13 protein-coding genes are annotated in these 12,999 nt (G+C 63.4%); 8 read left to right on the forward strand and 5 right to left on the reverse strand.

What is annotated here, in order from left to right; all coding sequences use genetic code 11:
• The first annotated feature begins 33 nt into the window (after nucleotides 1-33).
• The 3 genes from recF to LB536_RS15825 are packed head-to-tail and all read left to right on the forward strand — an operon-like array spanning nucleotide 34 to nucleotide 2,445.
• Complete coding sequence (recF, locus tag LB536_RS15815; RefSeq protein WP_224594070.1) at nucleotides 34-1,173, forward strand: DNA replication/repair protein RecF; 1,140 nt, start codon at nucleotides 34-36, stop codon at nucleotides 1,171-1,173.
• A gap of 31 nt (nucleotides 1,174-1,204) precedes the next feature.
• A complete protein-coding gene (locus LB536_RS15820; RefSeq protein WP_224594072.1) occupies nucleotides 1,205-1,957 on the forward strand; it encodes a molybdopterin-synthase adenylyltransferase MoeB in 753 nt (250 codons plus the stop codon).
• Nucleotides 1,958-1,959: 2 nt separating this feature from the next.
• Complete coding sequence (locus tag LB536_RS15825; protein WP_140757868.1) at nucleotides 1,960-2,445, forward strand: GNAT family N-acetyltransferase; 486 nt, start codon at nucleotides 1,960-1,962, stop codon at nucleotides 2,443-2,445.
• Nucleotides 2,446-2,468: 23 nt separating this feature from the next.
• Here LB536_RS15825 and LB536_RS15830 read toward each other — a convergent pair whose 3' ends face one another.
• On the reverse strand, nucleotides 2,469-3,470 hold the full coding sequence (locus tag LB536_RS15830) for a 2-hydroxyacid dehydrogenase (protein WP_224594074.1): 1,002 nt from the start codon (nucleotides 3,468-3,470) through the stop codon (nucleotides 2,469-2,471).
• Nucleotides 3,471-3,618: 148 nt separating this feature from the next.
• On the opposite strand from LB536_RS15830, the gene LB536_RS15835 reads away from it, so the two are divergent.
• The gene (locus LB536_RS15835; RefSeq protein WP_140757870.1) at nucleotides 3,619-4,179 is read left to right on the forward strand and encodes an SH3 domain-containing protein; all 561 of its coding nucleotides are present in this window, start codon (nucleotides 3,619-3,621) and stop codon (nucleotides 4,177-4,179) included.
• On the opposite strand, the gene LB536_RS15840 is transcribed toward LB536_RS15835, so the two are convergent.
• Complete coding sequence (locus LB536_RS15840) at nucleotides 4,169-4,549, reverse strand: DUF4260 domain-containing protein (RefSeq protein ID WP_224594077.1); 381 nt, start codon at nucleotides 4,547-4,549, stop codon at nucleotides 4,169-4,171. The genes LB536_RS15835 and LB536_RS15840 overlap by 11 nt on opposite strands.
• Before the next feature lie 118 nt (nucleotides 4,550-4,667).
• Nucleotides 4,668-5,099, reverse strand: a complete 432-nt coding sequence (gene irrA, locus LB536_RS15845; protein ID WP_181178441.1) for an iron response transcriptional regulator IrrA — start codon at nucleotides 5,097-5,099, stop codon at nucleotides 4,668-4,670.
• A 242-nt stretch (nucleotides 5,100-5,341) separates the two neighbouring features.
• Between irrA and fabA the strand changes: the two genes are divergently transcribed.
• The 4 genes from fabA (at nucleotide 5,342) to LB536_RS15865 (ending at nucleotide 9,650) form a co-directional block, all read left to right on the forward strand.
• Nucleotides 5,342-5,860: a 3-hydroxyacyl-[acyl-carrier-protein] dehydratase FabA gene (fabA, locus tag LB536_RS15850; protein ID WP_127276870.1), complete on the forward strand. Its 519-nt coding sequence runs from the start codon at nucleotides 5,342-5,344 to the stop codon at nucleotides 5,858-5,860.
• Between the two features lie 49 nt (nucleotides 5,861-5,909).
• On the forward strand, nucleotides 5,910-7,130 hold the full coding sequence (gene fabB, locus LB536_RS15855; RefSeq protein ID WP_140757873.1) for a beta-ketoacyl-ACP synthase I: 1,221 nt from the start codon (nucleotides 5,910-5,912) through the stop codon (nucleotides 7,128-7,130).
• Between the two features lie 32 nt (nucleotides 7,131-7,162).
• Nucleotides 7,163-7,975: an enoyl-ACP reductase FabI gene (gene fabI, locus LB536_RS15860; RefSeq protein WP_224594079.1), complete on the forward strand. Its 813-nt coding sequence runs from the start codon at nucleotides 7,163-7,165 to the stop codon at nucleotides 7,973-7,975.
• Between the two features lie 130 nt (nucleotides 7,976-8,105).
• Nucleotides 8,106-9,650 carry a putative bifunctional diguanylate cyclase/phosphodiesterase gene (locus tag LB536_RS15865; RefSeq protein WP_224594081.1) on the forward strand — a complete coding sequence of 515 codons (1,545 nt, stop codon included), beginning with the start codon at nucleotides 8,106-8,108 and terminating at the stop codon, nucleotides 9,648-9,650.
• 17 nt (nucleotides 9,651-9,667) lie between these two features.
• On the opposite strand, the gene LB536_RS15870 is transcribed toward LB536_RS15865, so the two are convergent.
• Both LB536_RS15870 and pnp read right to left on the reverse strand, forming a co-directional pair.
• Nucleotides 9,668-10,678 (reverse strand): class I SAM-dependent methyltransferase, encoded by a 1,011-nt coding sequence (locus LB536_RS15870; RefSeq protein WP_224594083.1) that lies wholly within the window; start codon nucleotides 10,676-10,678, stop codon nucleotides 9,668-9,670.
• 68 nt (nucleotides 10,679-10,746) lie between these two features.
• The gene (pnp, locus tag LB536_RS15875) at nucleotides 10,747-12,894 is read right to left on the reverse strand and encodes a polyribonucleotide nucleotidyltransferase (RefSeq protein ID WP_224594097.1); all 2,148 of its coding nucleotides are present in this window, start codon (nucleotides 12,892-12,894) and stop codon (nucleotides 10,747-10,749) included.
• Nucleotides 12,895-12,999 lie beyond the last annotated feature (105 nt).

Below are 12,999 nucleotides of genomic sequence, written 5' to 3' on the forward strand. Positions count from 1 at the left end.
TTGGTTGCGGTGACTTCTACAGGTGGATAGCGGTTGCCGGCACAAACCCACATAAGTAAGCTTACGCTTACCAATTTTCGCAATTATGCGACCCTGGCGATAGATGTTGCTCCGGGCGCCGTAGTCTTTTCCGGCGACAATGGTGCCGGCAAGACCAATCTCCTCGAAGCGATCTCCTTTTTGACGCCGGGGCGCGGCTTGCGCCGCGCGCCTTACGGGGATGTGGCCCGTGAGGGTGGCGATGGCGGTTTTGCCCTGCATGCCCGGCTCGACGGACCTGACGGCGAGGTCGAGATCGGTACGGGCATCTCCGGGGGCGACACGGCGGAGAGCGGCAGGCGGGTGCGTATAAACGGAGCCGCCGCGCGGGCCGAGGAAATGCTGGAATGGCTGCGGGTCGTGTGGCTGACGCCAGCGATGGATTCGTTGTTCACTGGACCGGCCGCGGATCGACGGCGCTTTCTCGACCGGCTGGTGCTGGCGATCGATCCCGGACACGGCCAGCGTGCGCTCGACTATGAGAAGGCGATGCGGGGTCGTAACCGTTTGCTGACGGAAGGCTCACGCGATGTCGGCTGGTTCGAGGCGATAGAGATGCAGATGGCGGAGACCGGCGTGGCGATCGCCGCGGCGCGCGCCGAGATGGTTCGGCTGCTGGCCGCCATGATCGGCAGGCTGCCCGACACGGGGCCGTTTCCGCAGGCCGATATCGGCCTTTCGGGAGACCTGGAGGCCGAGATTGCCGGTGCACCGGCGGTCGATGTCGAGGAGCGGTTCCGACGGGCGCTTGCCGATGGCCGAGACCGTGACCGTGCCGCCGGGCGTACCCTCGAAGGCCCGCACCGCTCAGACCTCATGGTCCGGCACCGGCCCAAGGCGATGCCGGCCGAACTCTGCTCGACCGGCGAACAAAAGGCACTGCTGGTCGGCATCGTGCTATCGCATGCGCGGCTGACCGGCGAAATGTCCGGCCTGACGCCGATCCTGCTGCTCGACGAGATCGCGGCGCACCTCGATGGCGGTCGGCGCGCGGCGCTGTTCTCGATCCTGGAGGACCTGAACTGCCAGGCTTTCATGACGGGAACCGATGCGGCGCTGTTTTCCAGCCTGCATGGCCGCGCGCAGTTCCTGACGGTCGACCACGGCATGGTTGGGCCAACCGAAGACCCCTGACAAGGTTTTTCGACCGCTATATGGTCCTGATATGACCACTGCACTCACCGCCGACGAGATCGAACGCTATGCCCGCCACATCGTGCTGCCGGAGGTCGGCGGCGCGGGCCAGCAGAAGCTCAAGCAGGCGCGGGTCCTGGTGATCGGCGCCGGCGGGCTCGGTGCGCCGGTGCTTGAATATCTCGCCGCGGCCGGTGTCGGCACGCTCGGCATTGTCGACGACGACACAGTTTCGCTCTCCAACCTGCAACGCCAGGTCATCCATGGCACCGATACGATCGGCATGCCGAAAACCCAGAGCGCCGGAGCGGCGATCGCCCGTATCAATCCCAACATATCAGTCGAAACGCACACATTCCGGCTGACGGCGGAGAACGCCCCCGCCCTCGTCGCCAAGTACGACATCGTCGTCGATGGGTCCGACAATTTCGAGACGCGTTATGTGGTGGCCGATGCATGCGCGGCCGAAGGGAGACCGCTGGTGCATGCAGCCGTCGGACGTTTCGACGGCTCGGTGACCGTGCTGAAGCCTTTTGAAAGCGGCAGCGACGGCAAGCCGAACCCGAGCTATCGGGATCTGTTTCCCGAAGCACCGCCGCCGGGCCTGGTGCCGTCCTGTGCCGAGGCCGGGGTGCTGGGCGCATTGACCGGGGTCATCGGCACGTTGCAAGCGATGGAGGCGATCAAGCTGATCACCGGCATAGGCGAGCCGCTGATCGGCCGGCTGCTGCTCTATGATGCGCTGGCCGCGCGCTTCGAGACTATCCGCTACAAGAGACGCTGACCTTGGAACAATGCCGTGTTTCGATCACCCGGATCCCCGCCGATTTCGGCCGCTGGGGCGATGTGCTTACCCTCATCACGCGTGCCTTCGCCTTCATGGACGGCATCATCGACCCGCCGTCGTCGGCTCACCTGCTCACAGTCGATGCGCTGCGCGCCAAGGCCCTGCGGGAGACAGGCTTTCTGGCACTCGACGGCGACAGGATCGTCGGCTGCGTTTTTGCTCTCGAAAGGGCTGACGGCTTTTATTTCGGCAAGCTCGCCGTCGCCCCGGACCTCCAGGGGCAAGGCATTGGCCGGCGGCTGATGCAAGCGGCCGAGGATCTGGCCCGCAGCCGCGGCAAGGCGGCCATCGAGCTCGAGACTAGGATCGAGCTCACCGCCAACCATGCCGCCTTTGCACGGCTCGGCTTTCATGAGACCGAACGGACGGCGCATGAGGGCTATGACAGGCCGACGTCCATCACCATGCGCAAAACGATCTCGTAAACGGCGGCTGAGCCTGGAAGGTTTCAGGTTCTGAGCGGCAGCACGCGGTCCGGCGGGCGATGGCCGTCGACGAAGGCGCGGATGTTGATGATGACCCTCTCGCCCATGTCGATACGGCCCTCGAGCGTGGCCGAGCCCATATGCGGCAGAAGCACGACCTTGTTCCTGGCGGCGAGCTTCAAGAGCTTGCCGTTCAGGGCCGGCTCGTGTTCGTAGACGTCGAGGCCGGCACCGGCGATCTTGCCGTCCTGGATCAGCTTGACCAGCGCTTCTTCATCGATGATATCGCCGCGGGCGGTGTTGACGATATAAGCGGTCGGCTGCAGCAGCGCCAGCCGCCGTGCCGACAGAAGATGGAAGGTCGCCGGCGTCGACGGACAATTGACCGAGATGATGTCCATGCGGGCGAGCATCTGGTCGAGACTCTCCCAATAGGTCGCCTCCAGACCGTCCTCGACCGCCGGCAGCACGCGATGCCGGTTGTGATAGTGGATGGATAGGCCGAAAGCCTTGGCCCGCCGGGCAACGGCCGTGCCGATGCGGCCCATGCCGACAATGCCGAGCCGCTTGCCCCAGATGCGCCGGCCAAGCATCCACGTCGGCGACCAGCCGGCCCATTTCTTGTCGCCGGTAAGCACGCTGGCGCCTTCGGCCAACCGGCGCGGCACCGCAAGCATCAGCGCCATGGTCATGTCGGCGGTATCTTCGGTGAGCACATTGGGCGTGTTGGTGACCGTGATGCCTCTCTTGGCCGCCGCCGCCACGTCGATCTTGTCGACGCCGTTGCCGAAATTGGCGATCAGCTTGAGGTTGTCGCCGGCCTGGGCGATCAGCGCGGCATCGATCTGGTCGGTCACGGTCGGTACCAGCACGTCGGCTTCCTTGACCGCTGCGACCAGTTCCGGCTGCGTCATCGGCCTGTCCTCGACATTCAGCCTTGCGTCGAACAGTTCGCGCATGCGGGTCTCGACCGGGTCGGGCAGCTTTCGCGTGATGACCACGAGAGGCTTCTTTTTGCCTGGCATTGTTTCCCTCGTTGAGACCTCTTTAACCAAGACCGGCGAAACTGAAAGCTGGTCGCGGCAGCCGATTTACCCATGTAACAAGCGGTGCCGCCGAAGACAAAGAAAAAGGGGTGCCGCAGCCGTCGGGCCGGCGCCGAAAGGAACGAAAGTGTCTGGTTTCGCGTCGCTTCGCCTGGCCTTCAGCGCAGCATTTCTCGGCGCTTTCCTCTATTCTCCGCTTGCCGGCGCGCAGAGCGCGGCCGCCCCTGCCCAGAGCGCCATCACGCTCGGACCGAGCGGCCTGCCGCTGCCGCGATTCGTCAGCCTGAAATCCGGCCGCGTCAACTCGCGCGTCGGCCCCGGCGCCAACTATTCGGTCGACTGGATGTATATGAAGGCTGGCCTGCCGATGGAAATCATCCAGGAGTTCGATACGTGGCGGCGTGTGCGCGACGCCGATGGCTCGGAAGGATGGATCAACCAGTCGCTGCTGTCGGGCCGGCGCACGGCGATCATCGCGCCCTGGCAGCGCGGCAAGGGCGGCCAGGTCAATCTTCTGAAAGGTCCCGACAAGGATGCAAGGGTGGTGGCGATCGTCGAACCCGGCGTGATGGGCACGATCAAGTCCTGCGACGGCCAGTGGTGCGAAATGACGCTCGACGGCCACACCGGCTGGCTTGCCCAGTCGGTCGTCTGGGGTGCTTATCCGGGCGAGCGGGTCAAGGACTGAACGTTTCGCGTTTGCGCCCGATAGCGCCAAGATGGGTGTCCTGAAACCCTGTCGACAGCTTCAAGCCGTAGCCGAGTGCACGGTCGATCGCGATATGGGCGATCCATATCAGTGCGATGGCGCTGCCGACCGCACTGCCGGCGAGATGCCCGGCAAGCAGCAGAAGCACCGGTACGAGCAGGGTGTGCAAGGCGTTGTAGGCAATGGCTCCGAGGCGCGGGCCCGCCAGATAGAAGACCATCGACAGGTCCGGCGCCAGGATGAGCAACGCGAAGAGCAACCAGGAGACGCCTGTCGCGCAATAGAAGACGATTGCGGCAACCGCCGCGACGGCCCATTCGAGCCGGACTATCCAATCGAGGGACTTCATCCCAGACGGATTATTCCGGCCAGACGGATTATTCCGGCCAGACGGATTATTCCGGCCAGGCCGATTATTCCGGCCCGGCTGATTGTTCCAGCATAGCCAATTATTTCGGCCTCGCCGGTCATTCCGGACGCTTGGGACGGAGCCTCACCACGATATCGACATTGGCTATTTCCATACCCTCGGGCGGGTCCGGCAGATTGGAGACCGTTACCGGACCGTTGGCGATGTCGAAAATCCTGTTTTCGCCTTCGATATAGAAATGATGGTGGTCGGAGGTGTTGGTGTCGAAATAGGTCTTGGAACCTTCGACGGCGAGGATACGCAGCAGCCCAGCCTGGGTAAACTGGTGAAGCGCGTTGTAGACGGTGGCCAGCGACACCGGCACGCCGGCGGCCTGCGCCTCCTCGTGCAGTTCCTCAGCCGACAAATGGCGGTCGCCCTTGGCGAAAAGCAGGTCGGCCAGCGCGATACGCTGACGCGTCGGCCTCAGGCCGGCTTCACGTACCCGCTTGTCCACAGCGACATTTTCCTTCCGGCAGCCCCGGTCCATCTGGTCTTCCAAGCTCACAGTCCCGCTTCAAGACACGCCCAGAATGGCAAAAAAATGAATGTCTGCCGAAACCGGACCCCTGTTGACATATATTCTGTCGCCCGAATGCGATCAATAGCGCGCATTGACCCGGGCAGACTGGCGGGTTAAGCGCAAACGCCGGTTTCCGGCCTGAAACAGATTGTGTTAGGACACCAACGACAAGGGCGCGCTACCGCCCGGACGATATGGGGAAGAAATTGATGGCGGGTTCGAAATCCAGCTACGACTACGAAGAATTGCTGGCCTGCGCCCGCGGCGAGCTGTTCGGAGAGGGCAATGCCCAGTTGCCCTACCCGCCGATGCTGATGTTCGACCGTATCACCGAGGTCAGCGAGACCGGCGGCGCCTTCGACAAGGGTTTCATTCGCGCGGAATTCGATATCAAGCCCGACCTGTGGTTCTTTGCCTGCCATTTCATCGGCAATCCGATCATGCCAGGGTGCCTCGGCCTGGACGCCCTGTGGCAATTGACGGGCTTTTATCTCGGCTGGCTAGGCGAACCCGGCAAGGGAATGGCGCTGTCGACCGGAGAGGTCAAGTTCAAGGGCATGGTCACGCCGTCGGTCAAGAAGGTCGAGTATGGCGTGGATTTCAAGCGTGTGATGCGCGGCCGGCTGGTGCTCGGCATCGCCGATGGCTGGATGAAGGCGGATGGCGAGCCCATATATGCGGCGACAGACCTGAAGGTCGGCCTGTCGAAGCAGTCGGCGGTCGCTTGACCGCAGCCCTGGCCCGCCCATTGGCCAGTATCCCTGGAAGGAGTTGCGAATGAGACGTGTCGTAGTCACTGGCCTCGGCATCGTGTCGTCGATCGGCAACAATGCCAACGAGGTGCAGACCTCGCTGCATGACGCCAGATCCGGCATCAGCTTTTCCGATTCCTTTGCCGAGCATGGCTTCCGCTGCCAAGTCTGGGGCGCGCCGACGCTCGACCCTACCGCCATGATCGACCGCCGCGCGATGCGCTTCCTGAGCCAGGGCGCGGCCTGGAATCACGTCGCCATGGACCAGGCGATCGCGGACGCCGGCCTTGACGAAAGCGACATCACCAACGAGCGCACCGGCATCGTCATGGGTTCGGGCGGCCCCTCCACCCGCACCATCGTCGAGGCGGCCGAAACCACGCTCAAGAACGGCAGCCCCAAGCGCATCGGTCCCTTCGCGGTGCCGAAGGCTATGTCGTCGACCGCGTCGGCGACGCTGGCCACATGGTTCAAGATCCATGGCGTCAACTATTCGATCTCGTCGGCCTGCTCGACCTCGGCGCATTGCATCGGCAACGGCTACGAGTTGATCCAATGGGGCAAGCAGGACATAGTCTTTGCCGGCGGCCACGAGGATCTCGATTGGACAATGTCGGACCTGTTCGATGCCATGGGCGCCATGTCGTCGAAGTTCAACGACAGGGCCTCGACCGCATCGCGCGCCTATGACGCCAATCGCGACGGCTTCGTCATTGCCGGCGGCGCCGGCGTGCTGGTGCTGGAAGAGCTGGAGCATGCCAAGGCGCGCGGCGCCAAGATCTACGCCGAGATCGTCGGCTATGGCGCGACCTCGGACGGCTACGACATGGTGGCGCCCTCGGGCGAAGGCGCGGTCCGGTGCATGCGCCAGGCGCTGGCGACGGTCTCCACGCCGGTCGACTACATCAACACCCACGGCACCTCGACGCCGGTCGGGGATTCCAAGGAAATGGGCGCGATCCGTGAAGTGTTCGGCGAGAAGATGCCGTTCATCACGTCGACGAAGTCGCTGACCGGCCATTCGCTGGGCGCGGCTGGCGTGCAGGAATCCATCTATTCGATCCTGATGATGCAAGGCGGCTTCATCGGCGAAAGCGCCCATATCGAGACGCTCGATCCGGAATTCGAGGGGATGCCGATCGTGCGCAAGCGCATCGACAACGCAGGGATCGACACTGTCCTGTCGAATTCCTTCGGTTTCGGCGGCACCAACGCAACGCTCGTTTTCCAGCGCTATTCCGCATAGGGCCAAGTTTTTTATACAAGGATTTGCCGGCCATGGACGGATTGATGAAAGGCAAGCGCGGGCTTGTCATGGGTGTCGCCAACGATCATTCGATCGCCTGGGGCATCGCCCGGAAATTGTCCGAACATGGGGCGGAACTCGCCTTCACCTACCAGGGCGAGGCTTTCGGTCGCCGCGTCAAGCCGCTCGCCGACAAGCTTGGCGCTTCGCTGGTCGTTCCTTGCGACGTCGAGGACAGCGCTTCGGTCGCAGCCACGTTCGAGACGCTTGGCAAGGCCTGGGGCGGCCTGGACTTTGTCGTCCATGCCATCGGTTTCTCAGACAAGAACGAGTTGAAGGGCCTCTACGCCGACACCAGCCGGGACAATTTCGTCCGCACCATGGTGATCTCCTGCTATTCCTTCACCGAGGTGGCCCGCAATGCCGCGCCGCTGATGACCAATGGCGGCTCGATGATCACGCTGACCTATGCCGGCTCGGTCCGCGTCATGCCGAACTACAATGTCATGGGCGTCGCCAAGGCTGGGCTCGAGGCCAGCGTGCGCTACCTCGCCAACGATTACGGTCCGCGCGGCATCCGCGTCAACGGCATCTCGGCCGGTCCGGTGCGCACACTGGCCGGCGCCGGCATTTCCGACGCCCGCCACATGTTCTCCTACCAGCAGCGCAACTCGCCATTGCGCCGGACCGTGACGATCGACGAGGTCGGCGGCTCCTCGCTCTATCTCCTGTCCGACCTTGCTTCTGGTGTCACCGGCGAAATCCACTATGTCGATTCCGGCTACCATATCGTCTCGATGCCGACGCTCGACGAGTTGAAGCAGACGGATGGCGGGCGTGACTGAAAAGCGGGCCCGCCAACCGGGTCTTTGCCAGTAAAGAAAATAATCCTCTCCAGTAAAATTGGATTCATTCGCGGAAACTCATTTTAAGGAGGTTTCCGCTATAGAGATCCCCGATCTGGGGGACCTTTTCATGCCTGCCGTCAGCAACCCGAAGCGAACACCTGTGTTCCGACTGCTCACGATAGCAAGTTCGGGCATTGGCAGTTTCGTCCTCGGCATCTGGGGCCTGAAGCACGGTCTCGGCGACGGGTTTGCCGGCATATCGGCTGATATGATGGCGTCGGTGATGGCCGCGCTTTGCGCGTTGGCGGCATCGGTGGCGGCGATGTCCTTCTTCGCCGGCGTCGATGAATCGGCGGATTTCGTCTTCAACGAAACCCATTTCGACAAGCTGACCGGACTGCTGGCGCGCCCGGCAATGGTCGGCAAGATCGCCGAGGCGGCATGCGCGACTAGCCGCACCGGGGAACCGGTGTTCCTGATCGACATCGACATCGACCGGTTCAAGCAGATCAACGACGCGATTGGCTACACCCAGGGCGATGAATTGATCCGCGCCTTCACCAAGCGGCTGCGCAGCTGCGTGCCCGCGCGCGCCCTGATCGGCCGCATCGGGGCCGGCGAGTTCGCGGTGCTGCTCCCGGACCATCTGATTCGGGGGACCCTGGAAAGCATGGTCGAGAGGCTCATCGACGAGATGATGGAGCCGTATGAGCTCAGCAGTCACCAGCAATCGGTGAGCCTGTCGGTCGGCATCGTGGCGATGCCCAAGGACGGTATCGATCCGGTCCTTATCCTGCGGCGCTCCAACCTGGCGCTACAGAATGCGCGTGCCAGAGGGGTTGGCAACTGGTCGGTCTTCGACAGCGAGATGGGGCGCGTCGCCGACCATCGCCAATGGGTCGAATCCGAACTGCATAGCGCCTTTGAACGCGGTGATTTCGACCTGCACTATCAGCCACAGCTCGACCTCCCGACCGGCCGCATCGTCGGCTACGAGGCGTTGATCCGCTGGAAGCATCCCGAACGCGGCATGATCCCGCCGATGGAGTTCATCCAGATCGCCGAGGAGACCGGCATGATCAACCCGATCGGCGAATGGGTGCTGCGCAAGGCCTGCAGCGATGCCCGCCACCTGCCGGACGACTGCTTCGTCGCCGTCAACATTTCGCCGGTCCAGTTCATGACCAAGGACTTCGTCGGCATTGTGCGCGACACGATGCGGGCCACCGGCATCAAGCCGTCACGGCTGGAGCTGGAAGTCACCGAGACGGCGATGATGCAGGACCGCGACCGCGCGGCCGCCATCCTCAAAGAGCTTGCCGAGATGGGCATCTCGGTCGCCGTCGATGATTTCGGCACCGGCTATTCCAACCTCAGCTATCTGATCGACTTCTCGTTCGGCAAACTGAAAATCGACCGTTCCTTCGTCAGCCGCATCGATACCGATGCCAGCTCCGGCGCGGTCGTGTCGACCATTGTCGGGCTGTCGCGGGCGCTCGGCGTCAGCATCATCGCCGAAGGCGTCGAGACCGAAAGCCAGGCGACGCTCTTGCGGGCAGCCGGCTGCGAGGTGGTGCAGGGTTATCTCTTCGGCCGGCCAGCGCCGCTCAAGATCAGCGTTGGCGACGGGCATGTCGCCAAAGACATGAGGCGCGTCGCCAATCTGCATTGATAACCCTCCGCACCGTATTACCGGCGCGCGACAAACACCTTGAACATGCCGTCGCGGGCAAGCTCCGCATGACTGGCAAAGGCGGCCGACAGCACCTGCTCATAAGGAAGCTGGCGGTTGGCGACCATGAACAGGCGTCCACCGGGCTTCAGGGCCTTGGCGGCCGCGCGGATCATGCCGGCACCGATCTCGGGCTCCGCCGCACCGCTGCGATGGAAGGGCGGGTTCATGGCGATGACGTCGTAGCGGCGCTCGACAGGCTCGGCGAGCAGATCCATCCAGAAGAAGCCCTGCGCCACGGTGTTGCCGAGATTGCCCCTGGCTGCCTCCAGCGCATCGAAATCGGCCTCGTAAAGATCAAGGGCCGACAAGCCCGACGAGCGGGCCGCCATCTCGGCTGCCACATAGCCCCAGCCGGCGCAGAAATCGGCCGCACTGCCACGCAGATCGCCGGGCAGGTTGTCGACCAGGAGTTTCGAACCGGCATCAATGCGGTCGAAGGAGAACATGCCGGGTGCGGTGTGGAACCGGTCCCCGACCAGCAAGGCGGGATTGGCGGTGCGAAGCGCGGCCGCGGCTTGCATGGCGGCCGGGCGGCGCAGCCAGAAGGCAATGCCGTGATATTTCGGCATGTGGCCTTCGATCGGCACGAGATCGCCGACGCGCTTGCGCAGGCTGGCGACGCCATCCTCCTTGCCACCGGCAATGAGGATCAATCCGCCCTCGGCCACGCGCTCGAGAGCCTCGGCGATGCGCAGTTCGTTCTGGCCGCGATGGCGGCCGGCAAGCAGGAGCGCGGCATCAAAACCATCGCCGGTCGATTGCGGCGTGACCGTGAAGCCCGCCGCCTGCAACGCACGGAAATGCGGCCGGAAGCCCTGTACGAGATCGAGCGTCGCCTCGAAAGCCGGCGGCAAGCGCAGGCCGGCTTCGGCGCCAAGGAAGAGAACGTGCTCGCCCTTCCGCGGCAAGGAAAGAGCCTCGGCCTCGAACGGGTGAAAAAGCGTCTTCAGCGCTTCAGCGGACATAGCCGTGCTCCATAAACAAAAACGGGCGCGACCTAAGCCGCGCCCGTCTTATTTTTCCGTCAGATCGCTCAGGCGGCGTTTTCTTCGCCTTCGGTCTTCTTGTCGCGGGCGATTTCCTTGCCGGTGGCCTGGTCGACGACCTTCATCGACAGACGAACCTTGCCGCGCTCGTCGAAGCCCATCAGCTTGACCCAGACCTTGTCGCCTTCCTTGACGACGTCCGAGGTCTTGGCGACCCGGTCGTTGGCGAGCTGCGAGATGTGGACGAGGCCGTCACGCGGACCGAAGAAGTTGACGAAGGCGCCAAAGTCGGCGGTCTTGACGACCGTGCCTTCGTAGATTTCGCCGACTTCCGGCTCGGCGACGATGGTGTGGATCCACTTCTTCGCCGCCTCGATCTCCTTGGCGTTCGAGGAAGCGATCTTGACCGTGCCGTCGTCCTCGATGTTGATCTTGGCGCCGGTCTTCTCGACGATCTCGCGGATGACCTTGCCGCCCGAACCGATGACGTCGCGGATCTTGTCGGTCGGGATGTGCATGACCTCGATGCGCGGCGCGAACTCACCGAGTTCCGAACGCGCGCCGGAGAGCGCGTGGCCCATTTCGCCGAGGATATGCAGGCGACCGTCCTTGGCCTGGCCAAGGGCGATCTTCATGATCTCCTCGGTGATGCCGTCGATCTTGATATCCATCTGCAGCGAGGTGATGCCACCTTCGGTGCCGGCGACCTTGAAGTCCATGTCGCCGAGGTGATCCTCGTCACCAAGGATGTCGGAGAGCACGGCGAAGCGCTCACCTTCCTTGATCAGGCCCATGGCGATGCCGGCGACCGGCTTGGCCAGCGGCACGCCGGCATCCATCAGCGCCAGCGAGGTACCGCAGACGGTGGCCATCGACGACGAGCCGTTGGACTCGGTGATCTCCGAGACGACGCGCAGCGTGTAGGGGAACTGGTCGGAGGTCGGCAGCATCGGACGGATAGCGCGCCAGGCGAGCTTGCCGTGGCCGATTTCGCGACGGCCCGGCGAACCCATGCGGCCGGTCTCACCAACGGAGTAGGGAGGGAAGTTGTAGTGAAGGAGGAACTTCTCCTTGTACATGCCGGTCAGCGAATCGACGTACTGCTCGTCCTCGCCGGTGCCGAGCGTGGCAACGACCAGCGCCTGGGTCTCGCCGCGGGTGAACAGCGCCGAGCCGTGCGTGCGCGGCAGGACGCCGACTTCGGAGACGATCTTGCGAACCGTCTTCAGGTCGCGGCCATCGATGCGCGAGCCGGTGTCGAGAATGTTCCAGCGCACGACCTTGGCCTGGAGTTCCTTGAACACCGAGCCGATCTGTTCGGAGGTGTACTTGGCGTCCTCGCCTTCGGCCGGGGCAAACGCTGCCTTGACCTTCGCCTTGACGGCGTCGACGGCAGCGTAACGCTTCTGCTTGTCGACGTTCTTGTAGGCATCGCTGAGCTCGTCGCCGACGATTTTCAGCATCTCGGCCTCGAGCGCGGAATAATCCGGCGCGGTGAAGTCGCGCGGCTCCTTGGCCGCAACTTCGGCCAGCTTGATGATGGCGTCGATGACCGGCTGGAAACCCTTGTGGCCAAACATGACGGCGCCGAGCATCAGCTCTTCGCCAAGTTCCTTGGCTTCGGACTCGACCATCAGAACGGCGTCGGCGGTGCCGGCGACAACGAGGTCGAGCTTGGATTCCTGCATCTCGTCGACATGCGGGTTCAGAACATATTCGCCATTGATGTAACCGACGCGGGCGCCGCCGACCGGGCCCATGAACGGAACGCCGGAGAGCGTCAGAGCGGCCGAGGTGGCAACGATCGACAGGATGTCCGGGTCGTTTTCGAGGTCATGCTGGACGACGGTGACGACGATCTGCGTGTCGTTCTTGTAGCCCGCCGCGAAGAGCGGGCGGATCGGGCGGTCGATGAGGCGGGAAACCAGCGTTTCCTTTTCGCTCGGACGGCCTTCGCGCTTGAAATAGCCGCCCGGGATCTTGCCGGCGGCATAGGTCTTTTCCTGGTAGTTGACGGTCAGCGGAAAGAAGTCGAGGCCGGGCTTGGGCTCCCTCATCGAAACGACGGTGGCCAAAACCTTGGTCTCGCCGTAGGTGGCGAGCACCGCGCCGTCGGCCTGGCGCGCGATCTTGCCGGTTTCGAGGATGAGCGGACGGCCGCCCCATTCGATTTCCACTTTGTGGTGATTGAACATGTCTTGTCCTTAATAAGCGGAAAGGGGCGCGCCGTTTCACGGTGCGCGGATGCCCTTTCCCTGGCTTCCTTTCTCGGGCAGCCACGGGCAAGACAACGGGAAGCT

Origin of the sequence: Mesorhizobium sp. ES1-3 (assembly GCF_020164795.1) — a bacterium.
GTDB lineage: Bacteria > Pseudomonadota > Alphaproteobacteria > Rhizobiales > Rhizobiaceae > Mesorhizobium.

Excerpts from the sequence above, each read along its gene's own strand:
- LB536_RS15820 (WP_224594072.1), top strand. The coding sequence starts at position 1,205 with ATGACCACTGCACTCACCGCCGACGAGATCGAACGCTATGCCCGCCAC.
- LB536_RS15830 (WP_224594074.1), bottom strand. The coding sequence starts at position 3,470 with ATGCCAGGCAAAAAGAAGCCTCTCGTGGTCATCACGCGAAAGCTGCCC.
- LB536_RS15840 (WP_224594077.1), bottom strand. The coding sequence starts at position 4,549 with ATGAAGTCCCTCGATTGGATAGTCCGGCTCGAATGGGCCGTCGCGGCG.
- irrA (WP_181178441.1), bottom strand. The coding sequence starts at position 5,099 with ATGGACCGGGGCTGCCGGAAGGAAAATGTCGCTGTGGACAAGCGGGTA.
- fabA (WP_127276870.1), top strand. The coding sequence starts at position 5,342 with ATGGCGGGTTCGAAATCCAGCTACGACTACGAAGAATTGCTGGCCTGC.
- fabB (WP_140757873.1), top strand. The coding sequence starts at position 5,910 with ATGAGACGTGTCGTAGTCACTGGCCTCGGCATCGTGTCGTCGATCGGC.
- fabI (WP_224594079.1), top strand. The coding sequence starts at position 7,163 with ATGGACGGATTGATGAAAGGCAAGCGCGGGCTTGTCATGGGTGTCGCC.
- LB536_RS15865 (WP_224594081.1), top strand. The coding sequence starts at position 8,106 with ATGCCTGCCGTCAGCAACCCGAAGCGAACACCTGTGTTCCGACTGCTC.
- LB536_RS15870 (WP_224594083.1), bottom strand. The coding sequence starts at position 10,678 with ATGTCCGCTGAAGCGCTGAAGACGCTTTTTCACCCGTTCGAGGCCGAG.
- pnp (WP_224594097.1), bottom strand. The coding sequence starts at position 12,894 with ATGTTCAATCACCACAAAGTGGAAATCGAATGGGGCGGCCGTCCGCTC.